Origin of the sequence: Shewanella sp. UCD-KL21 (assembly GCF_001957135.1) — a bacterium.
Classification (GTDB): domain Bacteria; phylum Pseudomonadota; class Gammaproteobacteria; order Enterobacterales; family Shewanellaceae; genus Shewanella.
The window spans coordinates 192322-215894 of record NZ_MPHK01000001.1 but is presented as its reverse complement, the minus strand read 5'-3'; the positions used below and the strand labels follow the sequence as shown (position 1 = coordinate 215894).

The window sequence follows — 23573 nt, the reverse complement described above, 5'->3', positions numbered from 1 at the left end:
AATCCTGCTGTTGTAAAGTTATCCGCATGAGTTGACGTCATTTGTAGACGCTGTAATAGCTGCGCTGCAACAGTTACATTTTGGGTCTTGATTCATTTGTATTATTCGCCATTGCAAGCTTTTAGCATTAAACACATGTAACTTACCCGCTAGCTGATCTTTGCCTAAGTCATCGGCTGTTAACCAATTTAGCCCCAATAAACTTTGCATGGATGCAACGGTTTGCACCGCAGCAGTATTAATCCCCATTGATGCACATGTTTGTGAAAGATGAGTATCTTGTGGGTAAAGGCATTGATAACAGCCCCTTTGGGGATAGTCAGTTGAGCTGCAAAATAATTGCCCGTCATTAGCGGAAACCGCTGCGCTAATGAGCCCTGTAGCGTGACGAACACAAACTGCATTAATCATTAAGCGACTAGTAAAGTTGTCAGTGCAATCAAACACCAGATCGACAGATTCAACTAATTCTGCACAATTAGTACCAGAACCATCTGTATCAGCACCATCCAAATCAGCGCCAAAGGCTTGCTCAATTGCCTGGATATTTACGTCTTCATAGGCTGTAGCTAACTTATCTTCGGCAAGCAGCGCTTTGCTTAAGCCAATATCTTGTTCGTTAAAAAGTAATTGCCGCGGCAGGTTAGATAGCTCCACCTTGTCATGATCCATCAATATCAGTTCTCCGACTCCCGCTGCGGCCAATTGCTGAGCAACACTGTGGCCTAAACCACCTATTCCGATGATCAGTACCCGGCTATTAAGTAATTTAAGCTGACCAAGCTCACCCATATCAGTCAGTAAAATATGACTGGCATACTTGATAAACTGCTTGGAAGTGAGCCCACTCTTATTTGCTTGACGCTGTTGTGTAGTTGTCATGACACTGGCTCACACTGCTGCTGTTTCACTGACGGCTTGTGGGGTTTTACATGTGGTTGCTGAGATTGTTGTGCGACCGCTAGATGCCATTGCTGCTCTAACAATGAATAAGCCTTGGCAGGGTTTTCTGCCTCTGTAATGGCTCTGACCACGGCAACACTATCAACCCCAGTGGCTTTGATATCCGATATAACACTTGCATCAATACCACCGATGGCCACGGTTGGGCATACGTTGTTAAGTAATGCACTGTAGCGTGCTAATTTTGCTAAGCCTTGAGGCTTTGACGGCATCACCTTAGTGGTCGTTGGGAAAATATGCCCTAAGGCGATATAGGATGGATTTAATTGCTGAGCTAATAGCATTTCAAATACGCTGTGGCTAGATAACCCAAGCGCTAAGCCTGCCGCTGAAATTGCGTTTAGGTCGGCTAACTCTAAGTCTTCTTGACCTAAGTGAACCCCAAATGCTCCAAGCTGTATAGCCAGTTGCCAATGATCGTTAATAAACACTTGGGCATTATATTGCTTACCCAGTGCTATGGCGCGGCTAATGTCTTTTACTAACTTTGTTTGCTGAGCATCATTGGAGACCTGATTGAAAGCTTTATTTTTAATCCGCAGCTGCACTGTAGTGCAATTGGCTTCTAACAAGCTTTGCAGCATAGTCACGTCATCCACGACAGGATAAACACCAATGCCCTTATGTAATGCTGGATAACGGCAATCTAGGTAACCCTGTGCTGTATTTATTAACCCATAGTTAAACTCTCCACCAGCAGCAGATTCTTGTAGTGTTTTGTCTACATGGTTAATTTCAGCGCCTCTTACAGCAGTAATTTCAGGGTAATAGTGTATTTCATCAGGCCAAGCGGTTTTAGCCACTGGCCCTGCGCCTTTACCAAAAGATTGACTGCACACCAGTCCCTTAAGTACATAAGCTTTAGCCATCACCACGGCATCATGGAGTACATAGTTATGGGCTAAAAAGCACGCTATCGCAGTGGATAAGGTGCAACCTGTGCCATGGTTATGACTGGTATTAACTCGCTCGCTATTAAGCCAATAGGCTTGATATTGATGGGCGTCACTCACGCCGTGAACTTTACGGCAAATGAACAAATCATTGGCTTGGGTTTGTTGCCATACTGCATCACCGCCTTTGGCGAGTACATGACAATGGAGCTGTTTAACCAACTGAGACGCAGCTCTATAAAATCGATCTTTTGAATTTAGGCTTTTAGTCTTAGTTGTTGACTGATGTTGAAATGGCAAGCAGTTAGTATCAGTCAGCGTGAGTAATTCCTTGGCATTAGGGGTAATTAAGCTAATTAAACCTTTGAAAGGGCTAAAATCTAGCTGCTTTTTTGCGTGCAGATTTAAGCTATCACCACTACTGGCAACCATGACTGGATCTAAAATGATCGGTATCAGCTGATTATGTTCACTCTGACTTCTAAATTTCTTTAACCAATGTGCAATAAGCATTAATTGTTGTTGATTGGCAATTAAGCCGATTTTTATGGCTGCAGGCGCTAAATCGCTGGCGAGTGTATTTAGCTGAGCTAATAGGATGGGTTCTGATACAGCCTCGACCAGTGTTACTGCCACAGAATTTTGCGCAGTAACAGTGGTAATGGTGCTGCAGCCAAAACACTGTAAGTCATTTATAGTTGCTAAATCTGCCTGTATGCCGGCGCCGCCGCCACTATCTGATCCGGCAATAGTCCAGACGATGGGCGACTTGATTTCTAAGCTATGTGGTTGTGAAACACTCATGGTTAAGCCTCTAATTCAGCAGTGGTCTTAACAGCTAAATCTGCGCTTGTTGCTGTGTCTGGCTTAGAAGGTAACGGATGGTAAATGGCAGAGCCTGTGGCTTTAAATTCAGCTGACTTTTGTGCCATGGCTGATTGGATATCTACGCCGCTATTAACGCTCATATCTGCACCACTATCTGTACTCATATCTGCACTTGCGTCTACGGAATTAACATTGTGACTAGAGTGCAGGTGTTTAAATTCGCCAGCATCAAGTACTTCCACCTTTTGTAACTGATCACGCGCTTGCTTAGCAGCGTATTCTCGAACCTCTTGAGTGATTTTCATTGAGCAAAATTTTGGCCCACACATGGAACAAAAATGCGCGACTTTGGCAGACTCTTGGGGTAACGACTCATCGTGATAAGCACGAGCGGTATCTGGGTCTAAGCCTAAGTTATATTGATCTTCCCAGCGAAACTCGAACCTTGCTTTTGATAAGGCATTATCACGAATTTGCGCACCGGGGTGACCTTTAGCCACATCAGCAGCATGAGCTGCAATTTTATAAGCGATAAGCCCTTGTTTAACGTCTTCTTTATTCGGTAACCCCAAATGCTCTTTAGGAGTGACATAGCACAGCATGGCCACGCCATACCAAGCCATCATGGCCGCGCCAATCCCTGAAGTGAAGTGATCATAACCCGGCGCAATATCGGTGGTTTGTGGGCCGAGTGTGTAAAAAGGCGCCTCATCACAATGAGCAAGCTGCTTTTCCATATTCACTTTAATAAGCTGCATAGGTACATGGCCAGGGCCTTCAATGATGGTTTGCACATCGTATTCCCAAGCAATTTTAACCAGCTCGCCTAAGGTTTCTAATTCTGCAAATTGCGCTTCATCATTGGCATCGGCAATACTGCCGGGCCGCATACCATCGCCTAATGACAACGACACATCATAGCCAGCGCAGATTTCGCAAATTTCTCTAAAGTGCTCATACAAAAAACTTTCTTTATGATGACTTAAACACCACTTTGCCATGATGGAACCACCACGAGAAACGATGCCTGTAAGACGTTTTGCAGTCATTGGCACATAACGCAGTAATACCCCAGCATGGATGGTAAAGTAATCCACGCCCTGCTCTGCTTGCTCGATCAAGGTATCTTTGAAAATATCCCAATTTAAGTCTTCAGCGACGCCATTTACTTTTTCTAACGCTTGATAGATAGGTACTGTGCCAATGGGCACTGGAGAGTTTCTAATAATCCATTCTCGGGTTTCATGAATATAGCGGCCTGTAGACAGATCCATTACGGTATCTGCGCCCCATCTTGTTGACCAAACTAGCTTTTCGACTTCTTCTTCGATGGACGAGGTTACCGCTGAATTTCCGATATTGGCATTGACCTTCACCAAAAAGTTACGCCCGATGATCATTGGCTCAGCTTCTGGATGATTAATGTTTAACGGGATAATAGCTCGCCCTCTGGCAACTTCATCACGGACAAACTCTGGCGTAATGGGCTGGCCAATATGAGCGCCAAAAGCTTCACCGGCGGCTTTTTGAGTCAAAATATCATCAGTGACTTGCTCTCTGGCCATATTCTCGCGAATGGCAATATATTCCATCTCAGGTGTGATAATGCCTTTACGAGCATAATGCATCTGCGTAACCCGGCGCCCTGACTTGGCTTTTTTAGGGGGTACAAGGGCTTCAAAACGTAAATGATCTAAACCATCGTCAACTAAACGCTGTTGCGTAAAGTCTGAACTAACTCCATCAAGTTGCTCTGTATCTTCACGCTCTTCAATCCATGCTTGGCGAAACTTGTTTAAGCCTAAACGGACATTAATTTCAGCATCAGGATCTGAATAAGCACCGGCGCAATCATAAACTTTAATGGCTGGGTTAGCTTCCGTTACTGGGGCATGATCACTACCGCCAAGAATGGTATCGCTTTGATGAATTTGACGCATGCCCACTAACAGATCAGAGCGGGATCCGCTCAGATAGATCTTTTCAGAATTCGGGTGTTGTAACGGTTTTAGGGTTTCAATAAAAGCTTGCGCTTGAGCGCGGGTTTGACGACGATTTGACATAAGCAACCTCAAAATTAAATGAATAGAGTTGCTTGTCTGGAGAATTGTTGATGACGAGCGAGTTATAATTAACTCTGTAATTGACTTAAATTCACACCTTAACTTTAGACCTTAACTTCAGACCTTAAATATCGGCAAATGGCGAGTTAAATCAACTTCAGCAATAACACTGGTTAAATTAATTCTATCTTTTATTTTGCACTAATATTTATGATCCAGCCACGCTGCCATTCACTATAAAATTGCTGCTGACGGTAGGGTAAAAATAAGCAAATTAACTGCTTGTTTCCTTCGCAGGTTCTAGCCTGATCAGGTTCAACGGATCCCGAATAAACGGTCTCAGCCATAAAGGCACTCCGACAAGATGGCTGCAGTATAGTCAGCTTATTTAACAAAATACAAGTCTATGACAAATTGACAATTGAAATGTGTGTTAAATTATTTCACTCATTAAAACACTGTTATGTATGATTTTAATTCACAATAATGCGCTTATTTACTCGTTAAGCTATAATTAATTTGATGAATAAATTTGATAAATATTATTCATTTTTGATGTTGTTGAAATAAATCTTTTGTGAAAGCGTGAACAATTCAAGGTAATTTAAGTTTCGATAATCGTTGTTGAATGGCGTTATTAAGTGCTTTTTTCATTTTGCCACCTTCGCAGGGTGTTCCTAAATCTAAACCTTCGGCATGAGGATTAATTTGGGTTGGTAACGCCACAACTCGATGGCAAGTTTCACCAATCTTAACAATTCTATTAGGGTCCAAACGGTGATTGAGTGTGCTTGGCTGGCGCTTATCTTCTATTAATATTAATTCTATATCATCCATGTCAGGAGTTAACTCGCTGATGCTTGCGCCACTAGATGACGTTGCTAAATCGGCTTGTTGACGAATTTGCAGCTCTACTTGCTGTTGATTGAGTTTATTTATAAAGGAATGGCTCACTTGATTGATAAGCGATAAATTGTCGCTGGTTATGGTATTGGTCTCTGAGATGGTTTCATTAAACAATTGTGGCTTAAACAGATGTTCGTTACTGCTATCTTTTTGCTGCTGCAGATAAATGCTATCAACTGAAGACCAATCGAACTGTTGCGTTTTAGCTTGCACTGAGTCTGCTATCGGCAATTTTTCAATTATGGGCTTATGCTCAATAGGCTTTTGGTTAATTGGTTTTTGGTCCATAGGCTTTGGTGAAATTACCTTGTGATTAACAGTATCTTTTGGGCTAGTTGCAACTGCAGGCGCTATTGAGCTTGTATCGACAGCCTTATTCGTACTGTGTTTGTTTGATACCGTTTGATCGATTTTTTCTTCATTAGTAATGACTTCACTGACGGCCTCTTCAATCAAGGCTTGTTCAGTTGGCAGGGTTTTAGCTAGCTGGCTAATTTGCTCAGCCGTCAAAAAGTAGGCTTTTATTTCTTGTCTGTTACTTTCAGATGTCACAGCTTTTACGGCTTGTTCACGGCTGGTTTCGACAAAATGGCTAATGGTGTTATCAGCTAAGGAGAATAAAACAAACACCAGCACAATATGTAGTCCTGCAACAATAATGCTCGATGGTGATGTCAGTATCTTTTTAAACTCGTTATCTGCACTTTGCTTTAAAAAGCGACTGTGATTATCTTGATTGTCGATAAGCGTAGAGAGCTGCGGTAATGTTCGGGCCTGTATTACATTAGTGCAAGTTACATCAGTGCTAGTTGAATCAGTACTAGTTACATCAGTGCTAGTTACGTATGTACTAGTAACATTCGCTGTTTGCAACATCATGACATGATCACTGAAATCTATTGCTTCAACCGCAGTTTGTTGACGGCTTGCATTTATACAAAGCTGCCCATGTTTAACTTGTGTGCCATTTAAGCCTGTTGAATTTCCACTAGCATCCTGTTCAAAATTAGTGTTTGCTGCCAATCCCTGTGTTAAATGTTTATCACCACCTTGGTTCATTACTCGCGCCTCCTGTCGCTTTGAATCACTGGATGTAAATAGTGCTAGATCAGACTTCAACCACAAGCTGAACATAAACTAGATGTTATCAAAACAATTAAGTTCATTTAATTTATGTTGATGACAGGCTACTCCCTACAAAATCAGTCAGTTATCATAACCACAAACTTTAGCTTACACGTGTACGCTAAAGTCGTAGCCTATTATGAATATTGCTGCTAGACTCGATGTAAATTGCTTAACAAGGTTGTATACAGGTATGTCACTTGAGTTAGATGCTAATCAAACATTAACAGCAACAGCTTCGCCAAAGTCAGATTACGGTGTGGTTGAAGAGTTAGCCAATAGTATCACTCATGGTATTGGGGTACTCGCGGGTATCGCCGCGCTCATTGCAATGCTAATAAAAGCAGATGGTCAACTCAATGCCGCTGACACTATCGGGCTTACTGTGTATGGCTTAAGTATTATTATGCTTTTTCTGGCTTCAACCTTATACCACTCCAGTAAAACGCCTTTATGGCGTAAACGCTTTAAAATGGCAGATCACTGTGCAATCTATTTGCTCATTGCCGGTACATACACACCTTTAATGTCAATCAGCTTACAAAATGACAGTGCTACGCTAATACTGACTGCAATATGGTTATTAGCCTTAGGCGGAATTATTTTTAAAACCTTATTTATTGGCCGCTTCAAAGGGCTAAGTGTTATTTTGTATCTTGTTATGGGTTGGCTTTGTGTCACCATCATGGGAGATTTAATCAAAGGCATGTCAGATTTAGGCTTTAACCTATTACTTGCAGGCGGGGCTTTTTATAGCATCGGGGTTATTTTTTATGTCAATAAACGTATTCCTTATAATCATGCTATTTGGCATTTATTTGTACTTGCAGGTGCCTTGTCTCATTTCTTGTGTATTTATTTAACTGTCATATAACTGGCTTATATACCTCAGTCATATAAGCCAGCTATATCTCCACAGTATTAAGCCTGTCATTATTCTCGTCTGACTATTATAAACTCACTCAAAAACTATCGCTCATTAACCATGAGCGATAACCCCCCTTCAAAATCCGGCAATTTAATACTTGCTATTATCCACTTAACTCACGACACCAAAACGGGTTACAATAAATTATTACCTCATACCCGATGGATAGCCATCAATGGAAAACCTGAATCCAAAGCAAAGAATTTGGTTTATTGTAAACATGATCCCCGCTGGTCATGTGTTAGCTTATGGTAAGGTGGCTGACTTAGCAGGGCTTCCTGGTAGAGCGCGATATGTGTCTAAAGCACTCAAAGACGCCCCCGATAATCTAAACTTACCTTGGTATAGAGTGATTAACAGCCAAGGGAAAATTTCTTTTAAAGTCAATTCTATTCATTTCCAAAATCAGCAACAGCGACTAAGATCAGATGGAGTAGAAGTGAACCAAGGCAAGGTTTCATTGTCAAAATATGAATGGCGCCCTGACATTGCAACCCTTGTTATGTCATTACCTTTTTAAATATTGCATGGGTAGGTATTACTTTGATTAAAAAATTCACCGCTTTATTAGCCAATATTATTGTCATTACATTGTCTCAGGCCCCTAATGCTGTTGCTTCTGATGACAATGAAAACCTTGAGTACCTCAAAGCATTAACCCCTCACTCTGCTGAATATCGGGTTTTCTATGGCAGTATCGAACTGGGTAAAGCTCGCTACCAGCTGCCTGAAAGTGATAATGGCTACTATAACTACCGCTTTGATAGCGATATCAGCTTATTAATGCTATCGGATGTGCGTAATCTTAATAGTGAGTTCAAACTCGAAGATGGCAAGGTTAAGCCCATCCGCTATATGAGTAAACGTAGCGGCACCGGATCTGACTACACAGAGCAAACTGCCTTTGCTGCTGGCCAAGGGGTTATCCATACCATATATAAAGACGAACGAGAAAAATTACCCTTTGCCGAGGATGTCTACGATCCCTTGTTATCGCAATTAATATTTAGAATGGATATGTACCGCCAACCTGAATTGCTTAAATACAAAATGGTCAAAGAAAAAGAGTTTGATGATTATGAATTTAAAGTTGTCGGCAAAGAACAAGTAATATTAGACAGTGGCACTTATCAAACCGTAAAAATAGAAGTGGTACGAAAAAGTAAAAAGCGCCAAACCTTTTTTTGGATGGCGCCAGAGTTAAACTACTTACCCGTGCGTTTAAGTCATTTTTCTAAAGGCAGTAAGCAGCTTGATATTCAGTTAGATAATTATCAAATTCAGCAAGCAATAGAATCCGATACAGCTGTTACTAAAGCTAACGCTGGACTAACTGTTAATCAGTAATTCCCCTTGCCGAAATAACTTCCATTCGCCCGGCTGTAAAATATGCCACTGTTCGTTTTTTGTCAGCGGACGAGTGGCAATCACAGTAACGACATCATTGGGTGTCGTTTCTTTATTAAAATCAATAACCACATCAGTATCAATTAATTTCGCTTTACCAAAAGGTGCACGGCGGGTAATGAAGCACAAATTATTGGTGCAATAACTCATTAAATCGACACCATCACTTAGGATCATATTAAAAACACCTAAAGCTCGGATCTCATCAGCCAGCGTTGCGACAAATTCAAACACTTGTTTCATATCATCGGGTGGCGTATGGCCAAATTCACCTAACACCTGTTCCATAATCCAGCAAAATGCCAGTTCACTGTCGGTGTCACCAACAGGCTGAAAATGACTTACTTGAAACTTGCTTTGGTAGTCTGATAACTGACCATTATGGGCATAAGTCCAATATCGGCCCCATAACTCGCGGGTGAAAGGATGGGTATTTTCCAGCGCAACACAGCCACGGTTTGCTTGACGAATATGGCTGACGACAATCTCACTTTTGATTGGATAAGATTTAATAAGCTGAGCAACATGGGATTCACTGCTAGGACGAGCATCTTTAAAGGTGCGGCTGCCCTTATCTTCATAAAAAGTGATACCCCAACCATCAACATGTGGCCCAGTGACACCACCTCTTTCCGCTAAGCCTGTGAAACTAAATACAATATCCGTTGGGACATTAGCGCTCATCGCTAGTAACTCACACATGAAACACGCCTTAAAAATATAATTAACTCAAAATATTACGTAATTTATATTGTACCTAGTGCAGAAAAAAATTGGCATTTTTATTAAACAAAATATTTTAAACAATTGTTTGAAAAAACTTGTAATCAGCGCCAGTTAGGTTTAATTTTATGTGATACAGGTCAGACCACGGTCAGTTCTGTGAATAGGATCATTAATTTGTAGGTGTTTAAATATTAAACACTTTTAAGGAGAAAGACAGTGGAGACACTTATTTGGATCATCGCCATGATCGCGGTACTCGGCGCAGCAACTTACTTGCGGGTGTCGTTATTAACAGCAACAATTGCAGCCGCAGTTGTAATGTTAATTGGTAGTGTATTAGATATTGTTGGCAGTCTAGCTTGGGTTGTCTATATCGTTTTAGCATTACCTTTGAATGTTAAATCATTTCGTCAAAATTTCATCTCACGTCCACTGCTTAAAGTATATCAAGGCATCATGCCTGAAATGTCTACCACTGAAAAAGAAGCCATTGAAGCAGGTACTACCTGGTGGGAAGCTGACTTATTCGCTGGTAACCCTAACTGGAATAAATTACATAACTACCCTAAAGCGCGTTTAACGGCTGAAGAGCAAGCGTTTTTAGATGGCCCAGTTGAAACTGTATGTAAAATGCTAAATCAGCATCAAGTGTCACATGAACTGGCTGATCTACCACAAGAAATTTGGCAATACCTGAAAGATGAAGGTTTTTTTGCCATGATCATCAAGAAAAAATATGGTGGTCGTGAATACTCTGCTTATGCTCAGTCACGTGTTCTGCAAAAATTAGCTGGCGTGAGTAGCGAACTTGCATCAACGGTTGGTGTACCAAACTCTCTAGGCCCTGGTGAGTTACTGCAACACTATGGTACGACTGAACAACAAGATCATTATTTACCGCGTTTAGCTAAAGGTCTTGAAGTGCCTTGTTTTGCACTAACTAGCCCTGAAGCTGGTAGTGATGCTGGCGCGATCCCTGATTTTGGTATCGTCTGTAAAGGTGAATGGCAAGGCGAAGAAGTGTTAGGTATGAAACTAACATGGAACAAACGCTACATTACCTTAGCGCCAGTGGCGACAGTATTAGGTCTGGCATTTAAATTACGCGACCCTGACAGCTTATTAGGTGATACCGAAGATTTAGGCATTACTTGTGCGCTTATCCCAACTGATATTCAAGGGGTTGAAACTGGTCGTCGTCACTTCCCATTGAACTGTATGTTCCAAAATGGTCCAACTCGTGGCAACGAAGTATTCGTACCGCTGAGCTTTATCATTGGTGGCCCTGAAATGGCCGGTCAAGGCTGGCGCATGCTAGTTGAATGTCTGTCTGTAGGCCGTGGTATTACTTTACCGTCAAACTCTGCAGGTGGCGTTAAAACCGCTGCATTAGCTACAGGTGCTTACGCTCGAATTCGTCGTCAGTTCAAACTACCTATCGGTAAATTAGAAGGTATTGAAGAGCCAATGGCACGTATTGGCGGTAATGCTTACTTGATGGATGCTGTAAGTTCATTAACGACTGTGGGAATTGGTCTAGGTGAAAAGCCATCAGTTATCTCTGCCATCGTTAAATTCCATTTAACCGATAGAATGCAAAAGTGTGTTATCGACGCCATGGATATTCACGGCGGTAAAGGTGTATGTCTAGGTCCAAATAACTATTTGGGTCGTGGTTATCAAGCAGCGCCGATTGCAATTACCGTTGAAGGTGCCAACATTCTAACCCGTTCTATGATTATTTATGGACAAGGCGCTATCCGCTGTCATCCATATGTATTAGCTGAAATGGAATCTGCTTTTGATACCACATCGGGTCAAGGCTTAAGTAACTTCGATGCTGCTATCTTCGGTCATATTGGCTTTGCGATGTCTAATTTTGTAAGAAGTTTCTGGATGGGCGTGACTTCTAGCCGCTTCACCAAATCTCCTTACAATGATAAAACCAAGCGTTATTATCAGCAGATGAATCGTTTCAGTGCTAACTTAGCCCTGCTTTCAGATTTAGCAATGGCGACACTGGGTGGTAACCTCAAGCGGAAAGAACGTATTTCAGCACGCTTAGGTGACTTATTAAGTCAGCTGTATTTAGCGTCTGCAACCCTTAAGCGTTACGAAGATGATGGCCGCTTAACTGAAGATTTACCTTTAGTTCAGTGGGCGGTTGAAGATTCTCTGCATAAATTACAAACATCTTTAGATGACTTATTGGATAACTTCCCAATGGGACTTGGCATTGCACTTCGCGCTGTTATCTTCCCGTTTGGTCGCCCACTAAAACGTCCTAGCGATGTATTAGACCATAAAGTGTCTAAAATTATGCAAACCCCATGTGCCAGTCGCGACCGTTTAGGCCAAGGCCAATTCTGGACAGCGTCAGAGCACAATGCGGTTGGTATTCAAGAGCAAACTTTATTAGATATTTTAGCGTCAGAGCCTTTATACGACAAAGTCTGTAAAGCTGCCGGTAAACGTCTACCATTTATGTGGTTAGATAAAGTCGCTGCACAAGGTAAAGCCTTAGGTGTGTTAAGTGATACTGAAGTTGCCTTACTTGAAAGAGCTGAAATAGGTCGTATGAAGTCAATTAATGTTGATGACTTTGACCCTGAAGAGCTTGAAGCAAAGGTTGTTAGTGAAGCCAAGCAAGTTAAAGCGGCTTAACTTAGTTTTTAAAGCGAGCTAAAAATACCAAAAAGGGAAAGCATTGCTTTCCCTTTTTTTATTTGTTGTAAACCCACGTTATGCTGCGCTAATGCCCCTACTGTTAAGCAAAATAATGACTTAAGTTAAACGCTTTGCCCAATTGCCGTCATCTTGACTATCACATGCCGCTTCACTGTCTAATATAATCTGCTTAGCACTTATTTCCACAGCAACAGCCTGTAAATAATGGCTTATCGCCTGCACAATAAACGCATCTTGCTTGGCTAATTTAACCTTGGTTATTTGCGACTCATTACTAAATACACAAATCACTTTTAATGATTTAGGAAAAGCGGCGTAGTTTACCGAATGCGTGAGCCATTGAAAGCCTTCACACTCTGACATTAATAAATCGCACACCAGAGTTAACTGCTGACGAATTTGGTTATCACGTTTCTTGTCGGTTTTTTTCATCGTAAACCCTCGATGAGCTTTTGATTATAGGCTTGTCACTGAGTTGTCAGTATACAGACATAAAAAAGCCAGTTGCGACTATTCACAACTGGCATTTTGGGGAGTAGCTTATGTCAAAATAGCGTTTATAGCATCTTAATCACTTAAGCAGATAGATCACGAACCCGTTAACTCTTGTTCTAGTTGCTTGGCAATCGCTTCGGGCGAGCTACTGTTTCGGGCAAAAATACTGTAAGCCACCGGGATCACTAACAAGGTGAAGAAGGTCGCTAATAAAATACCTGATAACACCACCACGCCAATCACAAAGCGTGTTTCAGAGCCCGCACCACTTGATAGCACCAATGGAATAGCACCAGCTGCAGTGGTAATCCCTGTCATTAGGATCGGTCTTAAACGTTGGGATGAGGCTTGAATGACTGCTTGCTCAAACTCAATGCCTTTGTCACGCAATTGGTTGGCAAATTCAACAATCAAAATACCATTTTTAGCCGCTAGCCCCACCAGCATAATAATACCGATTTGACTGTAAATATTGATACTTTGTCCGGTAAACCATAGGCCAATTAATGCCCCTAGCGTTGCCAGAGGTACTGTAAGCATAATCACCATCGGATGCACATAACTTTCAAATTGCGCCGCCAATACTAAGAACACAATACCTAACGCGAGGATAAACACAAAGTACATGGAGTTGCCTGAACTTTGATAATCCAGTGATTGTCCTTTGTAACTGATCACCGCTTCAGCAGGTAGATAGGTATAGGATAAATCATTAAGATAATCTAACGCTTCACCTAGGCTATAGCCATCAGCCAAGTTTGCCTCAATAGTAATCGCCCGCATGCGGTTATAGCGATTTAAAGAGCTGGCATCAGCATACTCTTCTACAGTGACAATATTCGATAGTGGCACTAACTCACCGGTTCGATCCGATCTCACATAGATATTTTCTAAATCCGTAGCGGTATTTTGATTTTCACGATTACCTTCAATGATCACATCATACTCTTCCCCTTCTCGCATGAAGGTCGTCACTAAACGTGAGCCCAGCATCGATTCTAAGGTTCTGCCCACATGTGAAATTGACACCCCTAGATCAGCAGCCCTGTCTTTATCAATTGACACTCTTAGCTGAGGTTTGGTTTCTTTATAATCATGATCAAGCCCAGTTAACATCGGATTTTCTTTGGCTTTTTCCATAATGATGTCGCGCCATAAGGCTAGCTCTTCATAGCTTGGGCCGCCTAATACAAACTGCACCGGCTTACCGACACCACGGCCGAAGGCTTGACGCATAATGGGAAATGCCCTGACCCCTGCCAAGTCCGAAATTCGAGCGCGAATATCGGTAATAATTTCATTGGCAGGACGACGCTCGGCCCAATCTTCTAGCACGATAATCGCCATGCCGTTTGAAAAGTTTGCTGAGCGACCAAAACCACGAGGGGCGCGGATCAATAAGCGTTTCACATCACCGGATTCAACTAACGGCATTAAACGGCCTTCAATTTCATCCATGTACTTTTCAATGTACTCAAAGCTTGCTCCTTCAGGGCCATTAACCACCAAAAACATGGAGCCTCTATCTTCGCGAGGGGCAAACTCCTGTGGTACTTGTTTAAGCAAGTAGCCACTTAACGCAAAAGCCACCACCACAATTACGCCGATTAGATAAGGCTTTTTAATGGCGCTCACCAAATGCGATTGATAAATAGCAGATAACTTATCCATAGCATCATCGACTTTGCGCACTAACCATGTGCTTTCACCGGCGGGTTTAAGCAACTTAGAGCACATCATTGGGCTTAGAGTTAACGCAACTAAGCTTGAGAAAATCACTGCAGCGCTCATGGTAACGGCAAACTCTTTAAACAGCTTACCTAAATCACCTTCTAAAAAAGTAATCGGCATAAACACCGCAATTAACACCAATGTTGTCGCAACTACCGCAAAAGCAACTTCACGGCCACCTAAGTAGGCAGCTTTAAGTGGTGAGTCACCTTGTTCAATTCGGCGATGGATATTTTCTAACATCACAATGGCATCATCGACCACCATACCAATGGCTAGGATCATCGCCAGCAAAGTCAATAAGTTAATTGTATAACCTAATGAATATAAAACAATAAAAGTCCCCATTAACGATACTGGAACCGTTAAGGCGGGGATTAACATAGCCCGCACACTGCCTAGGAACAGATAAATCACCACTATCACTAATAGCATCGCGATAAATAAGGTTTGGTACACCTCTTTAATTGACGCTTCGATGAATACTGAGCTGTCGTATGAGCGCTTAATCTCCATTCCAGCAGGTAATGTCGGATTAATGACATCCACTAACGCATTGGCAGCGCGGGCGACTTCTAAGGTGTTTGAGGTTGATTGTTTAGATACCCCTAAGCCAATCATTGATTCAGTATTACCGCGGAACATTATCCGCTCTTCTTCTGAGCCAATTTGCACTTTAGCCACATCACCAAGCTTCACTAAATAGCCATCATCACCTTGGGTAATAACTAGGCTGGCAAAGTCTTCAGCGGTTTTAAAACTTCTATCAACCCTGACGGTAAAATGGCGCTCTTTTGACTCGATAGACCCCGCCGGAAGCTCAACGTTTTCTGAGCGCAGCGCAGATTCCACATCTGCTACGGTAAGTTTACGCGCAGCTAAAGCTTGTCTGTCTATCCACACCCGCATGGCATAAACTTTACCGCCACCTAAACGGATGTTGGCAACGCCATCGACGACTGAAAAACGATCGACCAAATAGCGGCGGGCATAGTCTGTTAGCTGTAGGGTGTTCATTTGATCAGACACTAAGTTAAGCCACATGATCACTTCATCACCACCATTGGACTTTTCTACTTCTGGTGGATCTGCCTCTTCTGGTAAGTTATCCAGTAACCCTGAAATTCTATCTCGAACATCATTGGTTGCCGCTTCAATATCACGGTTGATATTAAACTCTAAGGTAATAGAAGAGCGTCCATCACGGCTACTTGAGGTAATTTGTTTGATCCCTTCAACGCCGCTAATTCTGTCTTCAATTAATTGAGTAATGCGGCTTTCAACCACAGAGGCACTCGCACCGCGGTAATTGGTATCAATCGATACCACTGGTGGATCAATGTTGGGATACTCTCTAAGAGGCAACTTATCAAATGACACCATGCCAAGAATAATAATTAAAATACTAATGACAGAAGCAAATACCGGTCGCTTTACCGAAATGTCAGTGAGGATCATGCCGCATTCTCCACATCAGCGACATTGGCAAAATTAAACGCCTCAGCAGCCTGAGTGGTGACTTCATCACCCGGTCTTACTTTTAATAGCCCGCGGATAATGACCGATTGGCCAATTCCGACACCATCAAGAATTTCAACCCAACCTCGATTACGAATGCCTATTGTGACTTCTTTTCGCTCGACAATATTGTCTTCGTTAACTGTGTATACATAGTGTTTTGATTGAATAGGAATGATGGCAGATTCTGGTAATAATAAGGTTTCACGATTTTGTTTAATCAGTTTAACTTTCATCAACATGCCGGGTAATAACGCGGCATCGTCATTAGCAATAATTGCGCGTACTACCACAGCACGTGTTGTTGGGTTTACCCGTGTATCAATGGATGTGACCACACCTTTAAAGATGCGATCTGGATAAGCTATCGCTTTTGCTTCAACGGTTTTACCTAATTTGAGCTGCTGGATAAAACGCTCTGGCACTGAGAAATCAAGTTTAATTTTACTAACATCATCTAAGGTCGATATTTGGGTACCTGGTGACACTAAACTGCCGACACTAACAAGCTTTAATCCCAAGCGGCCACTAAATGGTGCATGAATGGCGCGATCACCCAAAGCCGCTTTAGCTTGCTCAAGCTCGGCGCGGGTCGTATCGATTAAGGTTTGTAATCTATCACGCTCAAGTTCTGCTACCGTTTTACTGGTAACCAAACTACGGATTCTGTCGAGTTCACGTAAATTATCACTTACTTTAAACTCAGCAGCTTTAACTTTGGCTAGCTGCTCGCGGTTACGTAATTGAACCAGTAAATCGCCTTTTTTAACCACATCTCCATCGTTAAACTTAATGTCTGCGATTTTCTCAGTGATTTTTGGCGTAATAGTAATAGACTCAAATGCTTTGTTGGTTCCTATTGCCTCAACCTCATCTCTCACTGGCAACATCGCCACTTTAGCAACTACAACGTTGGGGATAGGTTTAGCTCGCACCTTGGCCTCTTCAGTAGGATTAATAGATTGGTATGCAAACCAGCCCATCAGTAACGCAACGAGGACAATTATTATTTTTTTCATCGGGATTCCATTCATCAAACTCAGAAACTATATGTTATGGGATTTAGCCAATCGTTAGTGTACTCAGCATCATGCTGGTATCAAGGCGTTTTACCTTTTCTTACAATTGACACACTTAGGAAACATTTGCGGAATATACGGGATATGAGTTCACCAAGATCAATCTTAGCGTTTTAATTGGAAAACAATCTATATAGAGGATTAAATGACTATTTTTACAGTTTTTTTAGCATAAAAAAAGAGACAGTAAATACTGTCTCTTTTTATCGATAGCCTAAAATACGAACAATTAGCTAATGTTAATTAAATACATTATCGTACTTTACGATCTTCTTTCATTGCTTCGCTGACGACGCGATAGATTTCAGTAATCGTTTCATTTTCTAATGGCTCACCAGCGGCATCTTTAATAAAGATTTCCGTTTGCTCTTTATCATCAGTTTCAACAAGCTCAATTCGATAGTTACCTTTTTCAAGTGATAACTTATCTTCGCCCCATAATGAACTCCAGAACCCACCGGTTTCTTCCAATACAATATAATACAAACCTTTGGCGCTGTTCATATCAACAATATCGAAACCTAGCTCAGGTAAGACAATACGTAATCGATCCCAAGTTTTATTAAAATCAACTTCTGAAATGTAATAAGCGCCTGTGGTTTCTGTTTCAGCCACTAAATCGACAGTAATACCTTTACTTTGTTGAATACGGTCAGCTTTAATTTGCTTGTCACGTTTTAAGCTGATGTAAGCAATAGTGTTATTGAGCATATCAACGGTATAACGGCGTTTATCTTCTGCCGTTAATAGCACTTGCTGATCATCACCATTGTAGCTTTCTTCATGCTTAATAAGATCAATACTCATGCTGCCTGAGCGACCATGAGGACTCACATCGACATCATAACGGTAACGTTGACGCAGTAAATACACTTTGTCTTCACCGAACCAGCTTGTTTCGATGACGTCTTGCGTGTCTATCCAACCTGTTTCAATAAAGCCTTCGTCATAATTTTCGTTTTCGATTGGTATTTCATGTTTTGCTAAGAAACCATGTAAATTATCAAAAACTTCTTGTTTTAGATCTTTTGTGGTCGCAATTGATTCGACAATAATTTTAATATTGTCACTGCCTTCTTCAATACGGGTACCTTCAGACATAGGTAAAACCAGTAATGGAGGACGAATATCCAGACGTTTTCCGACTAAGTCTTTATCAACTTTGTTACCTACTTTAGGAATCTCGTATTCACGGCCATAAGTAGGTTCAGTCAAGCCTTCAGGAATAACCAAAAGCGGAATTTCTTTGGCGTTAACGTATTCATCATTGCCATTGGCAACGCGACGATCTGTCGGTGAACTACAAGCAGAAACTGCTGCTATAAGTAAAATTGGAGTGACTTGCTTCAACATTTATTGAATTACCTCTATCTGGGCTTGTTTCATCGCTTCTAACAACTGACCATGAAACTGCTCAGAAAGTTCAGTTAAAGGTAAACGAATATGTCCTTGGCTAATTAAACCCATTTGATGCGCAGCCCATTTAACAGGGATTGGGTTAGCTTCGCAGAATAAATGCTCATATAAACCTTTAAGTGGTAAGTTTATTTTTTCGGATAAAGCATGGTCGCCTGCTAATGCTGCATCACACAGTTGTTTAAATGCTTTTGGAACAATATTATTAGCAACCGAAATAACACCATCACCGCCAAGTAATAAAAAGTCTCTCGCGGTGGCATCATCGCCACTATAAAGTTTGAAATCCTGACCGCAAAGCTCGCGTAATCGAGCTACACGGGTTAAATCGCCAGTGGCTTCTTTAACACCGATAATATTTTCCACCGCCACTAATTCAGCCACGGTTTCAGGCAACATATCCACTGAAGTACGCCCTGGGACGTTATAAAGAATTTGAGGGATATCTGTACTTGCAGCAACAGCTTTATAATGTGCAATTAAGCCCTTAGGTGAAGGCTTATTGTAATAAGGCGTGACCCCAAGCATGGCAACAATGCCAGAATCGGCCATTGACTGGGTAAGTTCTATCGCTTCGGCAGTGGCATTAGCGCCATTACCACCAATGACAGGAATACGCCCTGCGGCAAATTTAACAGTTTGCGACACAACTTGTGCATGTTCTTTAGTGGGTAAAGTGGCAGACTCACCAGTCGTACCGACTGCAACAATCGCATCTGTACCCTGCTCTATATGAAACTCTACCAGTCTTTCAAGACTTTTATAATCTACTGTGCCATCACTATTCATAGGAGTGATTAAGGCAACGATGCTTCCGTTTATCATCTAAATTCCCCAAGGTTTCAGGATTCGCTATGTTACTGATGCCTACAACTAATGACAAGCATTAACGGGGGCTCTCAAATGCATTTTTACTAAAGCACAAATTTACGTCGTCAGATGATTGTTTAATGGTTGAGCATATTTTTATATCATGACGTTAGGTACTTTATTTCATTGAAATCAATCTTACACCTAAGTTGTTATGCCAAGAAGTAAATTTTTAATATGAATTAACTTTCATAGTGACATACTTATGTGGTTTTACATTAGTTATGGTAGCATTAGTGCCCGCAAAAAAACTTTGCGTTAGCTCGCTAGTTTACGCTCCATGATATCGAAAAAGTGAGGAAAATCCATGACCAACTATCTGGTCGTTACTGCTATGGGTGCTGATCGCCCTGGTTTAGTAAGTCGTCTAGCCCGTTTAGCAAGTGAATGTGACTGTGACATCGTCGATAGCCGTATGGCGCTTTTTGGTAATGAATTTACCTTAATTATGATGATTTCAGGCTCTTGGGCAGCAATAACAAAGATAGAAACCCAGTTACCCAGCTTAAGTGTAGAGCTTGAATTACTCATGGTAATGAAACGTACTTCCAAGCATACACCACAAAATTACGTGTCACGTATCGAGGTCAGTGTTAACGGTCAAGATCAACGTGGCACCATGAAGCGAATAACCGAATTCTTAGCCGATCGCTCCCTTGATCTTGCTGCGGTACGATCTCACGCTGACGATGATAATTTAACGCAGCATATTTTATTTACTATCAATGTGCCGGAAAAAATTGATCTTATAAAGCTTGAAAAAAGTATTCATGAACTGGCAAAAGAACTATCACTTGAGTGCTCGATCAATCATATGCAAAACAGTGACAAATAGAATATAAAATAAGGACATAAAATGAATACCTTAACCCTTGGTGATTTAGCACCACAATTTACCCTACAAAATCAATTTGACGAATCAGTCTCTCTCAATGAAGCTTTAAAAACCGGCCCTGTGTTAGTTTATTTTTACCCTAAAGCATCAACACCTGGTTGCACAGTGCAAGCTCAAGGCTTGCGTGATAGCAAAGACCAGTTAGCAAATCATAATGTCACAGTATTGGGTTTAAGCCCTGATCCAGTTGCTAAACTGCTTAAGTTCAATGATAAGCAAGAGTTAAACTTTGCCCTACTCAGTGATGAAGATCATGCTGTTGCTGATGCCTTTGGCGTGTGGGGCGAGAAGAAGTTCATGGGCAAAATCTATGACGGTATCCATAGATTGAGTTTCCTCATTGGTCAAGATGGCAAAATCGTCCATGTGTTCGATAAATTTAAAACCAAAAACCACCATGAAGTGGTGTTATCGGTTTTAGAAACCCTTTAACTTGAGCCATAAGTAACATTTTCACCAAAAAAGCTTCGTTAATACGAAGCTTTTTTATAGCGGGTTTTAGTCAAACTTTAACTTAAGTATTGGCAACCGTTTCACCAGAGTCATCTTGCTCATTAGCGTCTTCATGTTCTGTTACTTCAGCTAAATTACGTTGAATGATATCTTGCTCTTGTGCCTCTTTCGGCAACAGGCTAATTAACTCGATACCGACCGGTAATTCATTAATTTCAGTACCTGAAATAATTTTTACTTTCTGATCTTTAGTCAGATAAATTAACGGCATCGCCGTTTCACCATAACGCTGTTTAAAGTGTTCAAATGTAAAATTATCCGTAATATTAGTGACTTTAATGACTGCGCCTTTTGCCATGTAACTGGCAATTTTGGCATAAGAAATTGATTCACCAAATAAACACAAACGTTTTAAATAAGACTCGGACAGTTGATGTCTGGCGCTTCCCCCATCGGCATTATTTAAGCCATAAACTTTATTGCTGCCGAATAAGTCTTGAAAATGAAAGCTCACTAAAGGGTTTAATTGACGATAGGGAGATAACACTAGCACTCGGCCTATGCCACTTAAATCCATAAAGTTTTCGGCGTGTTCAGAGGCCGGATTACCAAAATACACCGGGATATTCGCCATTCTCGCTTGACGAATGTTATCCCAGTTATTATCGGCTAATACCACTTTCACTTGCTTAGCGGTTAACACCTTAGCTAACTCACGTGAAAACTTAGAGGCACCAAACAACAGTAAGCCTTGTGATGAATCAGCTTTTACCCCTAAAAACTTAGCCCATGGGCCTGCTGTTAAGCTTTGTATTACCACTGTGCCAATAATAATTAAAAACACTAATGGCACTATCGAGCTGGCACCATTTACCCCTATAGCTTCAAGCTTAATGGCAAATAACGATGAAATTGCCGCTGCGACTATCCCTCTTGGCGCGACCCAACTTAAAAACCATTTATCAGCTCTAGATAAACTGGTACCAATGCCAGAGATCCAGATACTCAGTGGCCTTGCAACCAACAACACCACCACTAAGACACCGACACCGCCCCAACCTAAATCAAGCATCGCGGTGGAGTTAAGTCTTGCCGCTAATAAAATAAACAAGGCCGAGATCAGTAATACCGTAAGGGTCTCTTTAAACTCTAAAATATCGGCAATATCAACCCCACGCATATTAGCAAGCCAAATACCCATCACAGTCACGGTTAACAGCCCAGACTCTTCTTGAAGTAAATTAGAACCCACAAAGACGCCCAGCATAATGGTTAATACCGCGGTATTTTTAAGGTAATGAGGAAACACATTACTACGAAGTGCAATGCCAATGAGATAGCCTGCAAGCGCCCCAAGTCCAAAACCTAACAGTAAGGTCATGCCCAAAGCGAATAAAATATGGGTAGTGGGATCGGCAGCGGTCGCCACAGCGATATATTCATAAACTAATACCGCTAAAATTGCCCCGATAGGATCGATGACTATTCCCTCCCAGCGTAAAATACTGGCAAGGTTTGATTTAGGCCTTACTGTACGCAGCATAGGCACAATTACTGTTGGGCCTGTTACTACCACTAATGCACCAAAAAGTAGCGCCATGGGCCATTCAAAGCCTAATAGCCAATGAGCGGCTGGGGCAATACAAGCCCAAGTGATAAAGGCACCAAAGGTCACTAAGTTTGTCACCATTCGGCCGTGATCTTTTATTTCTTTAAAATTGAGAGTTAACGCGCCTTCAAAAAGAATAACCGCGACCCCCAATGAAATGATGGGAAACAGCAAATCTCCAAAGATGGCATCAGGGTCTAAAATACCGAGCCCGGGGCCAAGTAACAAACCGCATAACAGTAACGGTAATATTGCGGGAAGACGAAACTTCCAACCTAACCATTGACACAATAAAGACAGCACGCCAATCAACGCGAGCATGCCAGTTATGTGTTCTACCATGGACAATTCCTTTTTATATTTTCTGCGATACAGATCGCGAGTTTGTACCTTCAATAAAATACTAAATTGCACATCAGAGCAAGGCTTAATTAAAACATCTACCGTAATAATTTAACTTAACGTTAACCTTATAACCTGCTGATTTGAAGTATCTAAAGCTTAATAATTTTCCTTATAAAGCCGCTGAACAATAGACTCAGCTTAAGATAAGTACATTCAATGACATAAATACAGGTATGAAATTAGTAAAGGGCTTATGACAAGGACTTATGACAGGGGCTAATCTGTTTGGCACAGCTCACGGGACTCGAACCCGCGCCCCCCGGCGTGACAGGCTGGGATCACTAATAAAAAGTAACCAACTGCTACTTTCATTAAACTCATTTAACTAATTCATTAAAATAAGCACATCATCATAAATTTTAGGCACAAAAATGTATGGTCCGCCTCGTTATTGCAAATGATATTTTCGATAACGAGGTTGGTTTGCGCTAATGTATTCGGAGTCTTCATTAGGTGCTTACCACCCGCTCCACGATGAGTTCCGCGCTAGATTGTCCTCAAAAAGCCAAAAGCATACTGCGTTGCTGTTTTTTGTGTCAGGTCTTCAATCTAGTGGTCTGACCGTTCTGTCATCT

General features: G+C 41.6%; 17 protein-coding genes and 1 riboswitch. Of the genes, 6 read left to right on the top strand and 11 right to left on the bottom strand.

What is annotated here, in order from left to right:
• Window positions 1–18: 18 nt before the first annotated feature.
• The 4 genes from BM739_RS00920 to BM739_RS00905 all read right to left on the bottom strand — a co-directional run bounded on the left by BM739_RS00920 (window position 19) and on the right by BM739_RS00905 (window position 6712).
• A complete protein-coding gene (locus BM739_RS00920; protein ID WP_076536368.1) occupies window positions 19–882 on the bottom strand; it encodes a HesA/MoeB/ThiF family protein in 864 nt (287 codons plus the stop codon).
• The gene (thiE, locus tag BM739_RS00915) at window positions 879–2660 is read right to left on the bottom strand and encodes a thiamine phosphate synthase (RefSeq protein WP_076536366.1); all 1782 of its coding nucleotides are present in this window, start codon (window positions 2658–2660) and stop codon (window positions 879–881) included. The genes BM739_RS00920 and thiE overlap by 4 nt, the downstream gene beginning before the upstream one ends.
• A 2-nt stretch (window positions 2661–2662) precedes the next feature.
• Window positions 2663–4747: a phosphomethylpyrimidine synthase ThiC gene (gene thiC / locus BM739_RS00910; RefSeq protein WP_076536364.1), complete on the bottom strand. Its 2085-nt coding sequence runs from the start codon at window positions 4745–4747 to the stop codon at window positions 2663–2665.
• A gap of 269 nt (window positions 4748–5016) precedes the next feature.
• Window positions 5017–5116, bottom strand: a riboswitch (TPP riboswitch).
• 225 nt (window positions 5117–5341) lie between these two features.
• A complete protein-coding gene (locus BM739_RS00905; protein ID WP_076536362.1) occupies window positions 5342–6712 on the bottom strand; it encodes a hypothetical protein in 1371 nt (456 codons plus the stop codon).
• A gap of 259 nt (window positions 6713–6971) precedes the next feature.
• Here BM739_RS00905 and BM739_RS00900 point away from each other — a divergent pair, with 259 nt between their 5' ends.
• The 3 genes from BM739_RS00900 (at window position 6972) to BM739_RS00890 (ending at window position 9053) form a co-directional block, all read left to right on the top strand.
• Entirely contained in the window at window positions 6972–7652 is a 681-nt protein-coding gene (locus BM739_RS00900; RefSeq protein ID WP_076536360.1) for a hemolysin III family protein, read from the top strand.
• Between the two features lie 229 nt (window positions 7653–7881).
• The gene (locus BM739_RS00895) at window positions 7882–8226 is read left to right on the top strand and encodes an MGMT family protein (protein ID WP_076536358.1); all 345 of its coding nucleotides are present in this window, start codon (window positions 7882–7884) and stop codon (window positions 8224–8226) included.
• Window positions 8227–8249: 23 nt separating this feature from the next.
• Complete coding sequence (locus BM739_RS00890) at window positions 8250–9053, top strand: DUF3108 domain-containing protein (protein ID WP_076536357.1); 804 nt, start codon at window positions 8250–8252, stop codon at window positions 9051–9053.
• Here BM739_RS00890 and BM739_RS00885 read toward each other — a convergent pair.
• Window positions 9036–9815, bottom strand: a complete 780-nt coding sequence (locus BM739_RS00885; RefSeq protein WP_076536355.1) for a class II glutamine amidotransferase — start codon at window positions 9813–9815, stop codon at window positions 9036–9038. The two genes, BM739_RS00890 and BM739_RS00885, sit on opposite strands and share 18 nt — an antisense overlap.
• Before the next feature lie 240 nt (window positions 9816–10055).
• On the opposite strand from BM739_RS00885, the gene fadE reads away from it, so the two are divergent.
• Window positions 10056–12503, top strand: coding sequence for an acyl-CoA dehydrogenase FadE (fadE, locus tag BM739_RS00880; protein WP_076536353.1), 2448 nt, complete (start codon window positions 10056–10058; stop codon window positions 12501–12503).
• Between the two features lie 120 nt (window positions 12504–12623).
• Here the strand turns inward: fadE and BM739_RS00875 are convergent, their stop codons facing one another.
• The 5 genes from BM739_RS00875 to dapA all read right to left on the bottom strand — a co-directional run bounded on the left by BM739_RS00875 (window position 12624) and on the right by dapA (window position 19591).
• Window positions 12624–12959, bottom strand: coding sequence for a hypothetical protein (locus BM739_RS00875; RefSeq protein WP_076536351.1), 336 nt, complete (start codon window positions 12957–12959; stop codon window positions 12624–12626).
• 156 nt (window positions 12960–13115) lie between these two features.
• Window positions 13116–16211, bottom strand: coding sequence for an efflux RND transporter permease subunit (locus BM739_RS00870; protein ID WP_076536349.1), 3096 nt, complete (start codon window positions 16209–16211; stop codon window positions 13116–13118).
• On the bottom strand, window positions 16208–17290 hold the full coding sequence (locus BM739_RS00865; protein ID WP_076536347.1) for an efflux RND transporter periplasmic adaptor subunit: 1083 nt from the start codon (window positions 17288–17290) through the stop codon (window positions 16208–16210). Before BM739_RS00865 ends, BM739_RS00870 begins: the two co-directional genes overlap by 4 nt.
• A 312-nt stretch (window positions 17291–17602) precedes the next feature.
• Complete coding sequence (gene bamC, locus BM739_RS00860; RefSeq protein ID WP_076536345.1) at window positions 17603–18703, bottom strand: outer membrane protein assembly factor BamC; 1101 nt, start codon at window positions 18701–18703, stop codon at window positions 17603–17605.
• Complete coding sequence (gene dapA, locus BM739_RS00855; protein WP_076536343.1) at window positions 18704–19591, bottom strand: 4-hydroxy-tetrahydrodipicolinate synthase; 888 nt, start codon at window positions 19589–19591, stop codon at window positions 18704–18706.
• 352 nt (window positions 19592–19943) lie between these two features.
• Between dapA and BM739_RS00850 the strand changes: the two genes are divergently transcribed.
• Together BM739_RS00850 and bcp are read left to right on the top strand one after the other, a co-directional pair.
• Window positions 19944–20471, top strand: a complete 528-nt coding sequence (locus tag BM739_RS00850; RefSeq protein ID WP_076536341.1) for a glycine cleavage system protein R — start codon at window positions 19944–19946, stop codon at window positions 20469–20471.
• 21 nt (window positions 20472–20492) lie between these two features.
• Entirely contained in the window at window positions 20493–20963 is a 471-nt protein-coding gene (gene bcp / locus BM739_RS00845; RefSeq protein ID WP_076536340.1) for a thioredoxin-dependent thiol peroxidase, read from the top strand.
• 82 nt (window positions 20964–21045) lie between these two features.
• On the opposite strand, the gene BM739_RS00840 is transcribed toward bcp, so the two are convergent.
• Entirely contained in the window at window positions 21046–22935 is a 1890-nt protein-coding gene (locus BM739_RS00840; RefSeq protein ID WP_076536338.1) for a sodium:proton antiporter, read from the bottom strand.
• Window positions 22936–23573 lie beyond the last annotated feature (638 nt).